This is a genomic window from Collimonas rhizosphaerae (genome assembly GCF_038896935.1).
Classification (GTDB): Bacteria; Pseudomonadota; Gammaproteobacteria; order Burkholderiales; family Burkholderiaceae_D; genus Collimonas; species Collimonas rhizosphaerae.
The window spans coordinates 169,449-187,037 of record NZ_JBANDC010000003.1; the positions used below are offsets into that span (position 1 = coordinate 169,449).

At 60.5% G+C, this 17,589-nt stretch carries 14 protein-coding genes; 9 read left to right on the forward strand and 5 right to left on the reverse strand.

All coding sequences use genetic code 11. The features are described from left to right. Positions 1-4 precede the first annotated feature (4 nt). From V8G57_RS05280 to V8G57_RS05290, 3 genes are all read left to right on the forward strand, one after another. Positions 5-475: a peroxiredoxin gene (locus tag V8G57_RS05280; protein ID WP_342828632.1), complete on the forward strand. Its 471-nt coding sequence runs from the start codon at positions 5-7 to the stop codon at positions 473-475. Between the two features lie 219 nt (positions 476-694). Further along, positions 695-2,377, forward strand: a complete 1,683-nt coding sequence (locus V8G57_RS05285; protein ID WP_342828476.1) for a PhoH family protein — start codon at positions 695-697, stop codon at positions 2,375-2,377. 146 nt (positions 2,378-2,523) lie between these two features. Continuing rightward, positions 2,524-3,264: a metallophosphoesterase family protein gene (locus V8G57_RS05290; protein WP_342828477.1), complete on the forward strand. Its 741-nt coding sequence runs from the start codon at positions 2,524-2,526 to the stop codon at positions 3,262-3,264. Positions 3,265-3,321: 57 nt separating this feature from the next. Here V8G57_RS05290 and V8G57_RS05295 read toward each other — a convergent pair whose 3' ends face one another. From V8G57_RS05295 to V8G57_RS05305, 3 genes are all read right to left on the reverse strand, one after another. Beyond that, on the reverse strand, positions 3,322-4,188 hold the full coding sequence (locus V8G57_RS05295; protein WP_092394027.1) for an ABC transporter permease: 867 nt from the start codon (positions 4,186-4,188) through the stop codon (positions 3,322-3,324). Between the two features lie 78 nt (positions 4,189-4,266). Next, the gene (locus V8G57_RS05300; protein ID WP_342828478.1) at positions 4,267-5,115 is read right to left on the reverse strand and encodes an ABC transporter ATP-binding protein; all 849 of its coding nucleotides are present in this window, start codon (positions 5,113-5,115) and stop codon (positions 4,267-4,269) included. 100 nt (positions 5,116-5,215) lie between these two features. Next, positions 5,216-6,232, reverse strand: coding sequence for an ABC transporter substrate-binding protein (locus tag V8G57_RS05305; RefSeq protein WP_061540548.1), 1,017 nt, complete (start codon positions 6,230-6,232; stop codon positions 5,216-5,218). 169 nt (positions 6,233-6,401) lie between these two features. Between V8G57_RS05305 and V8G57_RS05310 the strand changes: the two genes are divergently transcribed. The 6 genes from V8G57_RS05310 to V8G57_RS05335 all read left to right on the forward strand — a co-directional run bounded on the left by V8G57_RS05310 (position 6,402) and on the right by V8G57_RS05335 (position 13,576). After that, positions 6,402-7,076: a response regulator transcription factor gene (locus V8G57_RS05310; RefSeq protein WP_092394033.1), complete on the forward strand. Its 675-nt coding sequence runs from the start codon at positions 6,402-6,404 to the stop codon at positions 7,074-7,076. Then, the gene (locus V8G57_RS05315; protein WP_342828479.1) at positions 7,073-8,482 is read left to right on the forward strand and encodes a sensor histidine kinase; all 1,410 of its coding nucleotides are present in this window, start codon (positions 7,073-7,075) and stop codon (positions 8,480-8,482) included. The genes V8G57_RS05310 and V8G57_RS05315 overlap by 4 nt, the downstream gene beginning before the upstream one ends. 94 nt (positions 8,483-8,576) lie before the next feature. Then, entirely contained in the window at positions 8,577-9,050 is a 474-nt protein-coding gene (locus V8G57_RS05320) for a MarR family winged helix-turn-helix transcriptional regulator (RefSeq protein ID WP_342828480.1), read from the forward strand. A gap of 103 nt (positions 9,051-9,153) precedes the next feature. After that, the gene (locus V8G57_RS05325) at positions 9,154-10,671 is read left to right on the forward strand and encodes an efflux transporter outer membrane subunit (RefSeq protein WP_342828481.1); all 1,518 of its coding nucleotides are present in this window, start codon (positions 9,154-9,156) and stop codon (positions 10,669-10,671) included. A 40-nt stretch (positions 10,672-10,711) separates the two neighbouring features. Continuing rightward, a complete protein-coding gene (locus V8G57_RS05330; RefSeq protein ID WP_342828482.1) occupies positions 10,712-11,926 on the forward strand; it encodes an HlyD family secretion protein in 1,215 nt (404 codons plus the stop codon). 72 nt (positions 11,927-11,998) lie between these two features. Beyond that, positions 11,999-13,576, forward strand: coding sequence for a DHA2 family efflux MFS transporter permease subunit (locus V8G57_RS05335; protein WP_342828483.1), 1,578 nt, complete (start codon positions 11,999-12,001; stop codon positions 13,574-13,576). A 108-nt stretch (positions 13,577-13,684) separates the two neighbouring features. On the opposite strand, the gene V8G57_RS05340 is transcribed toward V8G57_RS05335, so the two are convergent. Both V8G57_RS05340 and V8G57_RS05345 read right to left on the reverse strand, forming a co-directional pair. Continuing rightward, entirely contained in the window at positions 13,685-16,375 is a 2,691-nt protein-coding gene (locus V8G57_RS05340) for an autotransporter family protein (RefSeq protein WP_342828484.1), read from the reverse strand. Between the two features lie 200 nt (positions 16,376-16,575). Continuing rightward, complete coding sequence (locus V8G57_RS05345) at positions 16,576-17,586, reverse strand: inorganic phosphate transporter (RefSeq protein ID WP_092394050.1); 1,011 nt, start codon at positions 17,584-17,586, stop codon at positions 16,576-16,578. Positions 17,587-17,589: the final 3 nt, after the last annotated feature.

Sequence of the window (17,589 nt, forward strand, 5' to 3'; positions counted from 1 at the left end):
TACAGTGGCTGACCAACCTTCCATCACCAACATGACGGTGCCCGACTTCTCCGCAGCCATGACCGGCGGACAGACATTCAAGTTGTCGGACTATCATGGAAAAAACATAGTGTTGTATTTTTACCCCAAGGACAACACGCCTGGCTGCACCACCGAAGCCATGCAATTCCGTGACCTGCACCAGGAATTCGAACAGAAAAACACTTTGATATTTGGCGTCAGCCGCGACAGCATTCGCTCCCATGAAGGTTTCAAAGCCAAACTGGGGCTGCCTTTCGACCTGGTCGCCGACCCCGACGAAACGCTGTGCGCCATGTTCAATGTCATGAAAATGAAAAACATGTACGGCAAGCAAGTACGCGGCATCGAGCGCAGCACGTTTGTGATTGACGGCGTCGGCACATTGGTGAAAGAATGGCGTGGAGTGAAGGTGCCATCGCATGTTGAAGAAGTATTGGAGTTTGTAAGTCATTGAATTCAAAAAAAATAATTTTGGAAGCCGTTTGCGGAAAAGGCCTGAGGGCCTTCCCAAACGGCTTTTTTACTTTTTAATTTGTGTTTTGTTAGCCAGGCCGCTTCACTCCTGATGTTTTTTAAATATATTTAAGTCGTACCCGCCGTAGCTTCACCCGTTTGGTCCGGTTCGTGTTATCACCAAAGCGAACACTTTTTTCATCTTTAAAGCGAGGTTCTGATGCCCTTACCAAAATTACCGACCAAACCCGCTGCTTTACTCTCCGTTCAAGATTACCCAAAAGCGGAAGCCGGCAAAGCCGTCAAACCACGTATCGCCGTCGTTGAACCGATTACCCGTAACAAGGAAGTTGCTCCGCAAGCCCGCAACAAACCAGTAGAAAACCGCAAGACCGACAAGGCCCCCGCAGAGAATTCGCGTGCCGTTGCCGACAAACCTGCAAAACCGGCCGACAGCCGGCCGAAATCGAGCACCAGCCGCGCCGCCGACAAATCCGGCACGACCAAGCTGTTTGTGCTGGACACCAACGTGCTGATGCATGATCCAACCTCCCTGTTCCGGTTTGAGGAACACGACATCTACCTGCCGATGGTGACGCTGGAGGAACTCGACAACCACAAGAAAGGCATGTCGGAAGTTGCGCGCAACGCACGCCAGGTGTCGCGCTCGCTGGATGCACTGGTGGGCGATATCGTCGACGACCAGATCGACCATGGCATTCCTTTGTCGAAGCTCGGCAACAAGGACGCCAAGGGCCGCCTGTTCTTCCAGACCAAGCTGCAGAACGCAGACTTGCCTGAAGGCCTGCCGGTAGGCAAGGCCGACAACCAGATCCTCGGCGTAGTGCGCGGCCTGGAAGCCGAAACCCCGGGCCGTCCGGTGGTGCTGGTGTCGAAAGACATCAACATGCGCATCAAGGCGCGGGCGATGGGCTTGCCGGCGGAAGATTATTTCAATGACCATGTGCTGGAAGACACCGACCTGCTGTACTCGGGCATCCAGCAATTGCCGGACGATTTCTGGATCAAGCACGGCAAGGGCATCGAATCCTGGCAAGAAAACAAGCATGGCACCGGCTATACCTACTATCGCCTGAGCGGACCATTGGTGCCGACGCTGCTGGTCAACCAGTTCGTTTTCATCGAACCGAAAAACGGCGAACCGGCGTTCTACGGACAAGTCACGCAGATCAACGGCAAGACGGCGGTACTGCAAACCTTGCGCGACTACGGCCACGCCAAGAACAGCGTGTGGGGCATCACAGCGCGCAACCGCGAGCAGAATTTCGCGCTGAACCTGCTGATGAATCCCGACTGCGACTTCGTCACCCTGCTGGGCCAGGCCGGCACCGGCAAAACCCTGCTGGCGCTGGCCGCCGGCTTGGCGCAAGTGCTGGAAACCAAGACCTACAACGAAATCATCGTGACCCGCGTCACGGTGCCGGTCGGTGAGGATATCGGTTTCCTGCCGGGTACCGAAGAAGAGAAGATGGGGCCGTGGATGGGCGCCTTCGACGACAACCTGGAAGTGCTCAACAAGTCCGATTCGGATGCCGGCGAATGGGGTCGCGCCGCCACCCAGGACCTGATTCGCTCGCGCATCAAGATCAAGTCGCTCAACTTCATGCGCGGCCGCACCTTCGTCAACAAGTTCCTGATCATCGACGAAGCGCAAAACCTGACGCCGAAGCAAATGAAAACCCTGGTCACCCGCGCCGGTCCGGGCACCAAGATCATCTGCCTCGGCAATATCGCCCAGATCGATACGCCGTACCTGACCGAAGGCTCGAGCGGCCTGACGTATGTAGTCGACCGTTTCAAGGGCTGGTCGCACAGCGGCCATGTGACGCTGGCGCGCGGCGAGCGCTCGCGCCTGGCCGACCATGCCAGCGACGTACTGTAACAAGATGGCCTGAACGGCGGCGCAGCGATGCGCTTGCCGGATGGCAGAACGGGTGCAATTCAATTCCGGTTGAATTGCACCCGTTTTATTTGATAATACAATTTGATGATGTGATATCCCGCCATCTTCCGTGAAGAAAGCCGCCAATGAAACTCGCTATCGTCTCCGACATTCATGCCAACATTTGGGCGCTGGAAGCCGTCCTCGCGGACATCAGCAAACAAGGAGCGGACCTGGTCGTCAACGCCGGCGACATCCTGTCCGGCCCCTTGGAACCCTCGGCCACCGCGGACCTGCTGATGTCGCTGCAGCTGCCCACCATCCGCGGCAATCACGAACGCCAGCTGCTGGACTGCGAACAGCGCCCGGGGCATCCCAGCGACCAGTTTGCCTTCGAGCACACGACACAGGCGCAACGCGACTGGATCAGGGGATTGCCTGCCGCCCTCGCCATTTCGGACGAGATCTTCATGTGCCATGGCACGCCGGCCAGCGACCTGGTGTATTTCCTCGAACAGGTCGACCAGCAAAGCTGCCGCCTGGCCGAAGCAGCGGACATCGAAACCCATGCGGCGGGCATCAGCCACAGCCTGATCATTTGCGGCCATACGCACAAGCCGCGCGCCCATGCGATCTCCGGCGGACGCCTGGTGGTCAACCCCGGCAGCGTCGGCCTGCAGGCTTATGACGACGACCAGCCCTACTTCCACGCTATCGAAAACGGCAGCCCGCACGCCCGTTACGCCATCTGCGAAAAAACCGCCCACGGCTGGGATGTCAGCCATCTCAACATCAGCTACGACCACAACAAGGCGGCCGCGACGGCGCTGAAGAACGGCCGGGCCGACTGGGCGACGTGGCTGTCGACGGGAAGAATCCGGGCATAAAAAAACGGCGCATTTTTCAATGCGCCGCAACCTTAAGTCACTAATCTTCAGTTAAAACTAGAATGCCACAGGACGCCATTTAAGCAAACGTTTTTCCAGCGTTGTCAGCAAATAATCCGCCGCCAGGGCCACCACAGCCAGCACGATCATCGCCGCAAACACGCCGCTGGCGTTGAAAGCGCCCTGGGCGGTCGAGATCAGCAAGCCGATGCCTTGCTTGGAGCCTAGGAACTCCCCGACCACGGCGCCTACCAAGGCAAAGCCGAAACTGACGTGCAGGCTGGCCAGGATCCAGCTTAGCGCGGAAGGGATCACCACCGACATCGTTACCTGGCGCGGCGAAGCGCCAAGGATCTGGGCATTGGCAATCATGTAACGGTCCGCTTCGCGCACTCCTTGGAATGCATTGCCGAACACCACAAAGAACACCATCACCACCGCCAGCGCAACCTTGGAAGCCATGCCCAGGCCCAGCGCAATCACGAAAATCGAGCCCAGCACTACCCGTGGAATCGAATTGGCAACCTGGATGTAGATGCTGAAAACATCCGACAGCAATTTATTACGGCCCAGCAGGATGCCGCAGATCACGCCGGCGACCGAGCCGATCAGGAAACCGAGCACCGTCTCTTCCAGCGTCACCAGCACCTGGGTCCAGAGCGGGCCTTGCGAGGTGCCTTCCACGATCCAGTCATAGATCTGCACCACGATCAGCGACGGCTGCGAAAAGAAGAACGGATCTATCCACTGCAGCCTGGCAGCCAGCTCCCAGCCGCCCAGGGTCAGCACCAGGATGGCGACGCGCAGCGATATCACCAGCCAGTAGCGTTGCTTGATTTTTCGTTGCGCCTCTTGTTCGACAGTGGCCAGGCTGGCCGCGCTGAGTTTGTCGATTGTTTGTGCTTGATTCCGTACTTGACTCATATAATGCCTTTTTCCTTTCGCTTATGCGACATCCATATCTGCATAAGCGACGGTATGTAAATGGATGACAGCCTGTAATCAGCTGATGTGCACTTCTTCGCGCAGGTCCGCCCAGATCTTGCGCGAGATATCGATGAAGCGCTGTTCATAACGCACTTCCGACATCACACGCGGCCGCGGCAAGTCGATTTCATACACGCTCTTCAAGGTGGCCGGACGCGCGGTCAGCACGTAGACCTTGTCCGCCAGCGCAATCGCTTCTTCCAGGTCATGCGTGACGAACACCACCGAACCGGCTTGCGACGACCACAGCTGCAGCAGCTCGTCTTGCATCAGGGTGCGGGTTTGCATGTCGAGCGCGCTGAACGGTTCATCCATCAACAGGATCTCGGGGCTGTTGATGAATGTCTGCGCCAGCGCAACGCGTTTGCGCATGCCGCCGGACAATTGATGCGGGTAATGGTTGGCGAATTTATCGAGGCCGACGCGGCGTATCCACTCTTCCGCCAAGGCATACGCGGCATCTTTCGGCTTGCCGCGGAACAGCGGTCCGGCCGCCACGTTGTCGATCACGCTGCGCCAAGGAAATACCGCATCGTTCTGGAATACGAAACCGATGCGCGGGTCGATGCCGCTGACCGGCTCGCCCATGATGCGCACCTCGCCCACGGTCGGCTTGAGCAGGCCGGTAATCATGCTCAGCGTGGTCGATTTGCCGCAGCCGGTCGGTCCCACAACGGCCACGAATTCACCGCGCGCCACGCTCATGCTGAAATCGCGCAAGGCCACGGTGGCCTTGCCGTCAGGAGAGATGAAGCGGCACGAAACGTTGCGCAGTTCGATGGCGGGCGTGTCCCTTAAAACCTGGGACGCCGGCGAAGTTGCCGCAGGCGTGGCCGGTTGCGAGGCATGTGCTGCTTGAGTCATTTGAAATTCCTTTGCTATACAGGCCGAAGCAATTCGCTGGGCGCGGGTCTCCCCGCCCGGAAGCTGCGCTTCCGGCCTGCCGGATGGTTAAGCTTCGGCCTTACTTGGCCTGGCTGACAAACTCGTTGGTATAGGTCTTGGCAAGGTCGATATGCTTGCCCTTGACGTTAGGATTAAAACCCGACAGCACCTGCAGCACGGTTTCCGGGCCGCCTGGCGGCATCTTGCCGTCGGCCGAAAACATCGGCAGGGAATTTTGCAAGGCCTGCACATACATCGGCTTGTTATTGCCGTAGTAATCCTTCGGCATCTTGTCGGCGATTTCGGCAGCGCTATGGGTGTTGATGAATTTCAGCGTCTTGACGAAAGCATGCGCCAGCTTGGCCGCTTCGGCCTTGTGCGCCTTCAGCCATGGGCCCTGGACGTACAGGCTGGACGCCGGATACAAACCGCCCAGCGCCTTGACCGTGCCTTCGACGGTGCGCATGTCGACCAGCACCGAAGCCTCGCCGGTCTTCAGCAGCTGCGACACGGTCGGTTCGGTGGTCATGCCGGCGTCGATGCGGCCTTGCTTGATGGCGACGATGAACGTATTGTCGGCGCCCACCGGCAACACCGAATACTGGCTGGACGTGATGCCGGCCTTGGCCGCCAGGTATTGCGTCAGGAAATTGGTCGACGAGCCGAGGCCGGTCACGCCCAGCGTTTTGCCTTTGACGTCAGCCATGCTCTTGATGGTGGCGGCAGCCTTGGTCGACACCATTTCAACTTCGCCCGGAACCTGGCCGAAAACCGTGATCGCCGTGACTTCCTTGCCCTTGCTTTGCAAATCGATGGAGTGGTCGTAGAAGCCGACCACCGCTTGCACTGCCCCGGCCAGCAATTCATTTTCCGCATCCACGCCAGCCGGCTGCGATTGCAGCTCAACGTCCAGGCCTTCTTCCTTGAAGTAACCGAGCTGCTCGGTCAGCTTGGCCGGCAGGTAGATCATCTTGGTGATGCCGCCGACCATGATGGTGATCTTTCCTGAATCGGCCGCCATGGCCTGGCTGGCGCCAAGCACGCCGCTGCCAAGCAGCACAGCGGAAAGCAGGGAACCGCGGATGAGGGTATGCATTGAGTTGTCTCCGTTTGTTTTTTTGGGATAATGACCGGATCCGCAGGACAGCATGCCATTGTTCCAGTCTTGGGCGTATTCTAGGATGCGCTAACTTTCATCCAGCTTTCCAAAACCGCCTTATTTAACTTGCAGTGCAACATAAAGCGCCACATAAGCAACCACATCCATGAAACTACTCCTGATCGAAGACAATCCGCCGCTGGCGTTATGGCTCAGCAAGATTTTGAAGGAAGACAAATTCACCATCGACCTCGCCAGCGACGGCGAAGCCGCCGACCGCCTGCTGCAAAGCGAAAGCTACGACGTGGTGCTGCTCGACCTGCAGCTGCCGAAGATGAACGGCAAGAGCGTCTTGCGCCGGCTGCGCGAACGGCATAACAATGTGCCGGTCATGATCCTTACCGCCAGCGGCTCGGTCGACGAGAAAGTCGATTGCCTCGGCGCCGGCGCCGACGACTACCTGGTCAAGCCGTTCGAGGTGCGCGAGCTGGTCGCGCGGATCAAGGCCCTGATCCGCCGCCAGACGCCCGACAAGGCGGCCGAGATGCATTGCGCCGACCTGCGCTACGACAGCAACACCCGGCAGTTCTCGATTGCCGGCCAGCTGCTGGCGCTGCCCGGCCGGGAACACGATGTGCTCGAAATCCTGATGCTGAAGCAAGGCAAGACCGTCTCCAAGACCGCCTTGATGGACGGCGTGTTCGGCCTCGACGACGAACCCAGCGCCGACGCCATCGAAATCTACATCCACCGGCTGCGCAAGAAACTGGAACACTGCCAAGCCGCCATCATGACTTTGCGCGGACTCGGTTACCTGCTCAAACAGAAAGACGCCAATTGATCATCAGCCTGCGCCTGCGTTTGCTGTTATGGCTGCTGATTCCGCTGGCGGTGTTTGTCGCCATCAGCGCTTCGCTTTCCTATCGCAGCGCGCGCCAGACCGCAGACCTGATCCAGGACCATGCGCTGCTGGCGTCGGCGCAAGTGATCGCCGGCGAGATCCATTGGCTGGACGGCGTACCGCATGCCAGCATCCCGCCGGCGGCGCTGGAACTGCTGGTCTCGCCCAGGCAGGACCAGGTCTACTACCAGGTCATCACCGATAACGACAGCTTGCTGGCAGGCCGTCCCGATTTCCCGCAAGCGCTGCGTTTTCCTCTAAGCGCGCCGGCGTTCAGCACCATCGACTACCACGGCCAGGTACTGCGCGTGGTGAGCCAGGTGCGCACCCTGTACAACGCTGGCCAGCTGCGCAAGATCGCGGTACTGGTTGGCCAGACCACCGGCGCCCGCGACCAGATGGCGGCTGACCTGTGGCGCCCTGCCCTGCATCGCCAGATCGCCATGCTGCTGCTGGCCGCGGCATTGGTGGTGATCGGCCTGAGCATGGAATTGCGGCCGCTGATGCATCTGAAAAACCAGCTGGCCGCGCGCGATGCGACCTCGCTGTCGCCGATCAAGGCCGGCCAGCTGCAGCTGGAGCTGAGGCCGATCGTCGAAGCCATCAACCAGACCATCCAGCGCCTCAACACGCAGGTGTCGGCGCAAAAGCGTTTTATCGCCGATGCCGCCCACCAGTTGCGCACCCCGCTCACCCTGCTCGATTCGCAAATCCAGTTCGCGCACCGCCTGAGCGATGAAAGCCGGCGCGCCGAAGTGCTGCAGGTACTGCAGGCGATGCAGGAGAGCAGCCGCAACATGACCGAACTGACCAACAAGCTGTTGCTGCTGTCGCAGGCGGAAGCCTCCAACACCACGGCCTTCCTGCGCCAGCCGGTAGACCTGCTGGCGGTGTCGGCCACGGTGCTGGAAGAAATCGTCGACCTGGCGCAGCGCAAGAATATCGACCTCGGGCTGGAGACAGCAATCGAGCATGCGTGGGTGATGGGAAACGAAGCTTTGTTCAGCGCCATGATGATGAACCTGGTCGACAACGCTATCCGCTATACCCCGGTGGACGGCAAGGTGACGGTAGCCATCGCGGCGAGTGACGGACAGGTCGAGATCCGCGTCAGCGACAACGGTCCGGGCATCCCGGCCGAAGTGCGCGACCGCGTGTTTGAACGCTTCTTCCGCAACGCGGCTCCGGGGCAGGACGGCACCGGCCTCGGCCTTGCCATCGTCAAGGAAATCGTGATCGCGGCGCAAGGCACGGTGACGCTAGGCATCGGCGAGCAGCAGCGCGGCCTGACGGTGTTGCTGCAACTGCCCGCCTGTGCCACGCCAGGACCTGAACAACAATTCTAAAGTGTCGTCAGCAAGAAACTTTATTTTGCAGTATATTCTTGCCTAGGCAATGAATATTGAAGCAACAAGTCAAGCAAAACAAGTTGAGAAAATCGTGAGCACCCCCCCCCCATTGTTCACTCTGGATACTTACCAGATTGAAGAAAGCATAGGCTACCTGCTGGCGCGTTCGCGCGCCATGCTGGTCAAGAGCTCCGATGAATCTCTGATGCAGTACGGGATCACCCATGCGCAAGGCGCCATCCTCCTGATGTTGTCAACAGGAAAGTATTCGACGGCCGCCGACCTGGCCCGCGAGACGTATACCGACGCAGCATCCACCAAGCGCATGATCGACCGCCTGGTGGCGCGAGACCTGATCAAGCGCGAGCCCTGCGCAAATGACAGGCGGCTGATGAAACTGCACCTGACGGCAAGCGGCGTGGAGTTGTCGAAACTGGTGCCGCAGGCGTTTTGCGGCGTGCTGAACAAGCATTTTTCGGCGTTCAGCGCGGAAGAGATCGGCTTTTTGAAATCGATGCTCAGGCGGCTGCTGGCAAGCAATGCGCCGCCAGAGAAAACACATTGACTATGCAAGATTAATTTATTCAATATTACTTTTAAACAAGCAGCAGTTCCCGATAGTCTTTCTATTCGTGACCGCTAAACCAATCCGTCAAATCAACGCCGACATGAACTCTCATCCATCTTCAGCCCGACGCAGCCTGCCGAAACTCGGCACCCAGCGCCTTGTGATCAGCGCCGCCGTACTATTGCTGGCGGCATGCGCCAACTTCAGCGGCATCCACAGCACCGCCAGCACCAACAACCCGGACGACTACGCCTCCTCCGCTTCCCTGCCGGGACAAGGCGGTTTATGGCCGGCCAGCTCCTGGGTAAACGCGATCGGCGGCAGCCAGCTGCAGCAACTGGTGGATGAAGCGCTGGCGGGCAATCCCAACCTGCAGGCCGCCGCTGCCCGCATCGGCGCCGCACGCGCCATGGTCGAGGCAGCCGGCGCCACCAGCAAGCCGCAAGTCGGCGCCAGCCTGTCGGCCACCCGCGAACGGTTTTCCGAGAACAGCATTTATCCGCCGCCGTTCGGCGGCATGTATGTGACGGATTATGAAACCGCGCTGAATTTCTCCTACGACCTGGATTTCTGGGGCAAGCACAGCGCACAGCTGCGCTCAGCCATTTCACAAAGCAAGGCCGCGGAAGCTGAGCACTATGCGGCGCGCCTGGCGCTGACCGCCGGCATCTCGAAAGCCTGGCTGCAGCTGGGACGCCAGTACGCGCAACTGGACCTGACCAACCAGCAGCTGGTGCTGCGCGACAAGCTCGACAAGCTGACCCAGCAGCGCTTCGCCGCCGGCCTTGACACCCAAAGCGACAACCAGCAAAGCCGCCAGCAGGTAGCCGGCTTGCGCGCCGAGCAGGCGCAATGGCAGGAAGCGATCGCGCTGACCCGCAACCAGATCGCCGCGCTGATGGGCCAGGGTCCTGACCGCGGCCTGAAAATCGCGCCTCCGGCATTGCCGGCGGACGCCGCCATCGCCCTGCCCGACCAGCTGCCGCTTGGCCTGCTTGGACGCCGCCCGGACGTGGTCGCCGCCCGCTGGCAGGTGGAAGCTGCACAGAGCGACATCAAGGTTGCCAAGACCGAGTTCTACCCGGATATCAACCTGTCGGCCATGGCCGGCTTTTCCAGCCTCAGCTTTTCGCAATTCCTGAACCACAGCAGCAAGGTGGTCGGCATCGGCCCCGCGATCCACCTGCCGATCTTTGAAGGCGGCGCATTGCGCGCCCAGCTCAAGGGCCGGGTCGCCGCTTATGACGGCGCCGTGGCGACTTACAACCAGGCCCTGAACGATGCGTTCCATGAAGTGGCCGACAGCGTGCAATCGCTGCAGGCGGCTGAAACCCAGGGCAAGAACCAGCAGGCTGCGGTAGATGCCGCCGAGCGCGGCATGAAACTGGCTGAACAGCGGCAGCAGGTGGGCACCGCCAACATGCTGCAGGTGGTAAGCACCCAGATTTCCTGGCTGGCGCAACGCAAGCTTGAGCTCGATACGCGCGCCCGCAGGGCGGACCTGCGCGTCAACCTGATCAAGTCGCTGGGCGGCGGCTTTGACGCCGCGGCCGAGGGACTCAATCCGGCCGAAGCAAGCACAGGCACTGCCAGCTCGCAAGCAAACGCAGCTAACTGATCCATAAAATAAACCGTTCACTTATTGCGAAACCCGCATCATGACCACACCAAATCAAACTCCAGAAAATCCGTCCCCAGCTGCTCCGGCCCCGGCCGCCAATGGCAACGGCAACGGCAAACGCCGCAGCCTGCTGATCGGCGTCACCATCGCCCTCATCATCGTCCTGCTTGCCTATGGCATCTGGTGGTTCATCTATGCCCGTCACTACGAAAACACCGACGACGCGTATGTCGGCGGCAACGTGGTGCAAGTCACGCCGCAGGTAGGCGGCACGGTATTGGCGATCAATACCGACGATACCGAACTGGTGCAAGCCGGCAAACCGCTGGTGGAGCTGGACAAGGCCGACGCCAAGGTAGCGCTGGACCAGGCGGAAGCCCAGCTGGCGCAAACCGTGCGCCAGGTGCGCACGCTGTTCGTCAACAACAACGCCCTGGTTTCCAACGTTACCGCCCGTACGTCTGAGCTGGACCGTGCCCGCGCCGACCTGGCGCGCCGCCAGCAGCTGATCAGCACCGGCGCAGTATCCAAGGAAGAACTGGATCACGCCAAGGTCGCGGTGCAAGGAGCGGAAGCTGCATTGCAGGCTGCGCGCGAACAGCTGGCGTCGAACCGCGTGTTGACCGACCACACCTCGGTTGAACAGCATCCGAATGTGCAAAACGCTGCCGCCCAGGTGCGCAATGCCTATATCAACCTGGCCCGCACCACCTTGCTGGCGCCGACCACAGGCTACGTCGCCAAGCGCTCGGTGCAGGTCGGCCAGCGCGTCGCCGCCGGCACACCGCTGCTGTCGATCGTGCCGCTGAACGCACTGTGGGTTGACGCCAATTTCAAGGAAGTGCAGATCAACAACATGCGCATCGGCCAGCCGGTGTCCTTGAAATCGGACCTGTACGGGTCGAAGATCGAATACCACGGCAAGGTGGTCGGCCTGGCAGCCGGCACCGGCTCTGCTTTCGCGCTGCTGCCGGCACAAAACGCCAGCGGCAACTGGATCAAGATCGTGCAGCGGATCCCGGTGCGGATTTCCCTCGATCCCAAGGATCTTGAAAGCCATCCGCTGCGCATCGGCGTATCGATGGACGCCACTGTCGACATTGCCCAGACCGAAGGCACCTCGCTGACCGCAGGCACAGCGCGCACGACGCCGGCTTACACCACCGACGTCTTCGACAAGAGCGGCCAGGAAGCCGATGCACGCATCGCCAGCATCATCGCCGCCAATAACAATGCAGCTGCTGCACACTAAGCTGCTGCCTGCCCTGCCGGATGCCGCCGTCGCGGCGGCCTCCGGCGCGCGAACCCTTACCGGAATGCCTTCATGAGTTCCCCAAAACCGGCGCTGCCCGCGCGGCCGCCATCGCAACCACTGCCGCCGCTGACCGGCGGCAAGCTTGTCATGGGCACGGTAGCGTTATCGCTAGCCGTGTTCATGAACGTGCTCGATTCTTCCATCGCCAACGTTTCCATCCCGGCCATTTCGGGCGACCTGGGTGTATCGCCGCAGCAAGGCACCTGGGTCATCACTTCGTTTGCCGTCGCCAACGCCATCTCGGTGCCGCTGACCGGCTGGCTGACCCAGCGCTTCGGCCAGGTGCGCCTGTTTGTCACATCGATCATCCTGTTCGTGCTGTCGTCGATATTGTGCGGCCTGGCTCCCAGCATGGAAGTGCTGATTGCCGCGCGGGTGCTGCAAGGCGCGGTGGCAGGACCGATGATTCCCTTGTCGCAGTCGCTGCTGCTCTCCAGTTACCCGCCCGCCAAGAGCGGCATGGCCCTGGCCTTCTGGGGCATGACGACACTGGTTGCGCCGGTCATGGGGCCGCTGCTGGGCGGCTGGATTTCGGACAACTACACCTGGCCGTGGATTTTCTACATCAACATTCCGGTCGGCGTATTTGCCGCCTGGGCCACCTGGTCGATCTATCACAAGCGCGAGTCGGCAGTCTATAAACTGCCGATCGATAAAATCGGCCTCGGCCTGCTGGTGATCTGGGTCGGTTCGCTGCAGATCATGCTGGACAAGGGCAAGGAGCTCGACTGGTTCAATTCCTCGACCATCGTGATATTGGGTGCGATCGCACTGGTTGCCTTTATTTATTTCGTGATCTGGGAACTGGGCGACGACCATCCGGTGGTCGACCTTACCTTGTTCAAAGGCCGCAACTTCAGCGGCGGCGTGATCGCGATTTCGGTCGGCTACGGCCTGATGTTCGGCGGCCTGGTGATCCTGCCGCTGTGGCTGCAGACCACGCTGGGGTATACGGCGACGCTGGCGGGCGAAGTGATGGCGCCGGTCGGGATCTTTGCCATCATCCTGTCGCCGTTCATCGGGAAAATATTGCCGAAGGTAGATGCCCGCTGGGTTGCCAGCACGGCCTTCCTGATCTTTGCGCTAGTGTTTTTCCTGCGTTCGCAGTTCACTGAAAACGTCGACACCTTCACGCTGATGATTCCTACCGTGATCCAGGGTGCGGCGATGGCGATGTTCTTCATTCCGCTGACCTCGATCATCCTCTCCGGCCAGCCGCCGGAAAAGATGCCGTCGGCGGCCGGCCTGTCCAATTTCGTGCGGATCATGTTCGGCGGCATGGGCACATCGATCACCAGCACCTTCTGGGATCGCCGCACATCGCTGCACCATTCGCAGCTGACCGAATTCAGCGGCCCGCACAGCCCGGCATTCAACGAAGCGGTGCATAACCTGACCGCCCAGGGCATGTCGGAACCTGCGGCCTGGGCCACTATCGAGCGCCTGATTACGGTGAAAGCCGCAACCCAGGGCGCCACCGATATTTTCTGGATCTCGGCGGTCCTGTTCCTGATGCTGATCGCGCTGGTGTGGCTGACCAAGCCTTCCCGCTCCAGCGTGCCGGCTGATGCGGGCGGCGCCCACTAAAGGACCGGATGCAGTTGTAAAAAGAGCGATACCGTCGTTGAGACGGCATCGCTCTTTTTTTATGCGCAAACCTTGCTTACCGCGGCGCGCCAAGCGGTTGAACCGGGCTCACCAGAGATAACGCAAGCCGAGAGTGACCCGGTTCACACGGTTATGCGATTCCGCCTGGTAGTCGTAGTCGGCGAACAGGTTCATGCGCGGCGAAACGGTGTATGACAGGCTCAGTCCTGCCAGCACCGCATCGCGGCCCAGGTCCACGCCCTTCACCGTGAAATCGCTGCCCGGGGCGCCAATCAGGGTCGCCTGGTATTGCGCCTGGGCGTCCATGAACTCATGCATCCAGCGCAACTGCGCGCCGAACGTGATGAAACCCGTGGACAGCGGCAGGTCCTGGCTGGCCTTGATGCCGAGGCTGCTGCGCAAGCTGTTCAAGGTAGTGCTGTGGGTGGACAATCCCAGGTTCTCGGCATCGGTTTCGGTGAAGCCGTCCTGGCGCAAGCGCGTGTAATGCAAGGCGGTGAACGGCTGCAGGACAAAACGTTCGTCCAGTTTCGCACGATAGCCCAGTTCACCGTAGGCGCTTGCCTGCTGGCCGTCATAGGAACTCTTGGCGCGCAGCGTGGAGCCGGTTCCGGTCAGCACGTCGCGCTGGATGCCGGTACGCTGTATCGCGTAGCTGGCGATCGCATCGACATACAGCGGACCTGGAGCGTAACTGGCATAGGCGCCGATCTTGTAGCTGTCGAGCTTGCCGTTGCCGTTGTAATCGTCGAAGTCGGCGTTCAGGTGGGCATAATCGAAGCCGCCGCCGACAATCCAATCGTTACCTACAGCACGGTCGACGCCGGCGCTGATGCCGCCTATCCGGTAGCTCGCGCCGGAGGTGTCCGCGGTGGCGCTCAATTTACCGAAAGAACCGTAGGGGCGTACCCACACGCCGTTATCGCCAACCTTGCGCCTGCCCTCGCGCTGGGTGTCCAGGCGTATCGACAGAGCGCGGCCGAACAGGTCGTTTTCACGCAGGGCGAGTTGCGAGAAGGTTGCATGGACGCCGCCGGTGAGGCTGCCTACGGTTGCCTGCAACTCTGCCTTATCCAGCAAGTTGAGGGTATTGATCGTCTCCGCCAGCGCACCCGTGGCTACCGGCACGCCAGCTGGCGTAACTGCGGGCGGCACCGGTTCCTGGGGCGTGGCCTGGGGCCGGCTGGTGTCGATGGCTTGCCCGATCGCTGCATTGTTGCCGCTGGTGACCGCCGTCGCGATCGGCGCGCGGGTAATCACCAGGTAGGCATTGCCGTTGTCATACGCCAGCGTTGGCGTCAGCAACGCCGTTGCGTTCGCTTGCAGCTGGCTGAAAGTGCCGGTGACGCCGCCCGCGGCGGTGACAATCGGCAACCGGACCTGGTCAGGATAAGAACCCGGCAGCATGGCCGCATTCACGGTTCCTCCCTGCAGGCTGGCAGTGCCGCCTACAGTCAGCAAGCCGGCGGAAACCGGCGACGCCTCGGTCTGGAATATGCCATTTGCCGCATGGGTGAAATTTCCCGTCACGGTCAGGCCGCCGCTGCCGTCGCCGACGCCTGGATGCAGGGTGCCCTGGTTCAGCAGGTTGCCGGCAATCGTGCCGCCGTTGCCGGCCAGGGTTGCTCCCGAGGCGACGGTGGTTGCTCCGCCCAGGCTGCCAGTGAGGTTAAAGAGGCCGCTCTGGATTTGCGCAGTAGTGAAAACACCGTTGCCGCTCCAGGTCCAGCTGTCGCCCTGCGCCTGCAAGCTGGCAAAATTAGTAAATGCATTCGAGGCCGTGCCCGATCCCTGCAGCACTACGCCGCTGCCGGCGTTGCCGCCGCCATTGGCAGCGCCGTTGATCACCGAACCGGTTCTCAATATCAGCGTATTGACGCCGGTGCCCATCGAAATCGCCGTGCCGGAGCCGCTCTGCAACAGGCCGGCATTGATGACGGTGCTGCTGCCGTTGAGAGTGCGCACCGCAGCGCCCTGCTGGCTGATGATCTGGCCGCCGGCCTGGTTCTCGATGCTGGCCGTAAAACTGGAACCCACGGTATTTGAAAACACCGCGTCGGAACCTGTGCCTGAAGCGTTGATCGTGCCGCTGTTGACGAGCTTGTCGTTATTGCCCTGCATGTACACGGTAGGACTGCTGGCGCCGCTGGTCGACAGGCTACCGCTGTTGGTCACCGTACCGCTGCCGCCGAGGATGGAGATGGCGCGGGCGTTGCTGCCTGCGGTGGTAATCGTCCCTGAGTTGCTGATGGTGTTGTTCAACTGGCCAAGATTGGTCTGGCCCCAGGCGGCGGATATGCCGAAGGCATTGGGACCCGTGGTGGAAATGGTGCCCTGGTTGATCAGCGTGTTGCCGCTGCCGTTGGCGGCCATGCCGTCGTTGAAGGCGCCGGTGGTGCTGATGCTGGCCTGGGCGCCGTTGGTGAGCTGGTTGTTGTTGTTTAAGCCGAGCAGCGCGGCGCCTCGGTTGCCGCCGGTGCCGCCGCCGCCGGTCAGGGTGATGCTGCCGTTGCTGGTGACGGTGCTTGAGGTATCCACCTGAAAACCGACCGGGCTGGTGCTGCGCGGAATATTCGCCACTACGCTGGAATCCAGCGTGACCGTCACGCCGGTGCTGCCGGCTTGTGCCGCAACAGGTGTTGCAACGGCGCCGGAACAGCTTACCGAAACGCCGCTGGCAGGTGCATTGCTGCTGCAGGTAGCGTGCGCCTGGGTAATCAAGGTTCCGGCAAATGCGATGACGACGCCATTCATGCTTTTCTTGAGTGCTCGTTGCATGGTCGCTCCTCAGTCAATGCACTATGCATGTGCTTATTGTAGTCAGACTATTATTAATTTCCACGAAGAAACTATTGTATTTGCTATGGAAGACCATGGCAACCCGGTAAACGTTCACAAAAATTACCTGCACCAGGCGTAAAAAAAGGCGATGCACAATTCCGCTGCATCGCCCTTTCCGCTTTTTCTTGCAAAATCCCTTACAGGATGTGCCTGCCTATCCACCAGGCAATCGCCGCCATGAAGGCCGACGCCGGGATCGTCAGCACCCAGGCCCAGACGATATTTCCAGCCACTCCCCAGCGTACCGCGGAAACCCGGCGCGCCGCGCCGACGCCGACGATGGCGCCGGTGATGGTGTGGGTAGTCGAGACCGGAACGCCCAGCATGGTGGCCAGGAACAAGGTGATGGCGCCGCCGGTTTCGGCGCAAAAGCCACCCACCGGTTTCAGCTTGGTGATTTTCTGGCCCATGGTCTTGACGATGCGCCAGCCGCCGAACAAGGTGCCGAGGCTGATCGCGCTATAGCAGGAAATGATCACCCACCAAGGCGGCAGCGCATCGGTCTGCTGCGAAAAGCCGGTGGCGATCAGCAGCATCCAGATGATGCCGATGGTCTTTTGCGCATCGTTGCCGCCGTGGCCCAGGCTGTACATCGAAGCCGACACCAGCTGCAGCCGGCGGAACCATTTGTCGACCTTGCGCGGCGTGGAGCGCACGAAGATCCACGACACCAGCACCATCATGATCGAGCCGAACACGAAACCCAGCAGCGGCGACAGGACGATGAACGCAATCGTCTTGATCAGGCCGGCCGAGATCAGCGAACCGGTGCCGGCCTTGGCTACCGCAGCGCCGACCAGGCCGCCGATCAAGGCGTGCGAAGACGACGACGGAATGCCGTAATACCAGGTCAGGATGTTCCAGCAGATGGCGCCGACCAGCGCGCCGAACACGACGTAATGGTCGACCACATTCGGATCGATGGTGCCCTTGCCCACCGTGGCGGCCACATGCAGCTGGAATACCGCGATCGCAATGAAATTGAACAGGGCCGCCATGGCGACTGCCTGCTGCGGCTTCAGGACGCCGGTGGAAACCACGGTTGCGATGGCATTGGCGGCATCATGGAAGCCGTTCATGAAATCGAATACCAGCGCCAGTGCAATGAGGAAAACGAGAACGTAGATACTGATTTGAAGAGTGTGCATGGA

Excerpts from the sequence above, each read along its gene's own strand:
- V8G57_RS05285 (WP_342828476.1), top strand. The coding sequence starts at position 695 with ATGCCCTTACCAAAATTACCGACCAAACCCGCTGCTTTACTCTCCGTT.
- V8G57_RS05290 (WP_342828477.1), top strand. The coding sequence starts at position 2,524 with ATGAAACTCGCTATCGTCTCCGACATTCATGCCAACATTTGGGCGCTG.
- V8G57_RS05295 (WP_092394027.1), bottom strand. The coding sequence starts at position 4,188 with ATGAGTCAAGTACGGAATCAAGCACAAACAATCGACAAACTCAGCGCG.
- V8G57_RS05300 (WP_342828478.1), bottom strand. The coding sequence starts at position 5,115 with ATGACTCAAGCAGCACATGCCTCGCAACCGGCCACGCCTGCGGCAACT.
- V8G57_RS05305 (WP_061540548.1), bottom strand. The coding sequence starts at position 6,232 with ATGCATACCCTCATCCGCGGTTCCCTGCTTTCCGCTGTGCTGCTTGGC.
- V8G57_RS05310 (WP_092394033.1), top strand. The coding sequence starts at position 6,402 with ATGAAACTACTCCTGATCGAAGACAATCCGCCGCTGGCGTTATGGCTC.
- V8G57_RS05325 (WP_342828481.1), top strand. The coding sequence starts at position 9,154 with ATGAACTCTCATCCATCTTCAGCCCGACGCAGCCTGCCGAAACTCGGC.
- V8G57_RS05330 (WP_342828482.1), top strand. The coding sequence starts at position 10,712 with ATGACCACACCAAATCAAACTCCAGAAAATCCGTCCCCAGCTGCTCCG.
- V8G57_RS05335 (WP_342828483.1), top strand. The coding sequence starts at position 11,999 with ATGAGTTCCCCAAAACCGGCGCTGCCCGCGCGGCCGCCATCGCAACCA.
- V8G57_RS05340 (WP_342828484.1), bottom strand. The coding sequence starts at position 16,375 with ATGCAACGAGCACTCAAGAAAAGCATGAATGGCGTCGTCATCGCATTT.
- V8G57_RS05345 (WP_092394050.1), bottom strand. The coding sequence starts at position 17,586 with ATGCACACTCTTCAAATCAGTATCTACGTTCTCGTTTTCCTCATTGCA.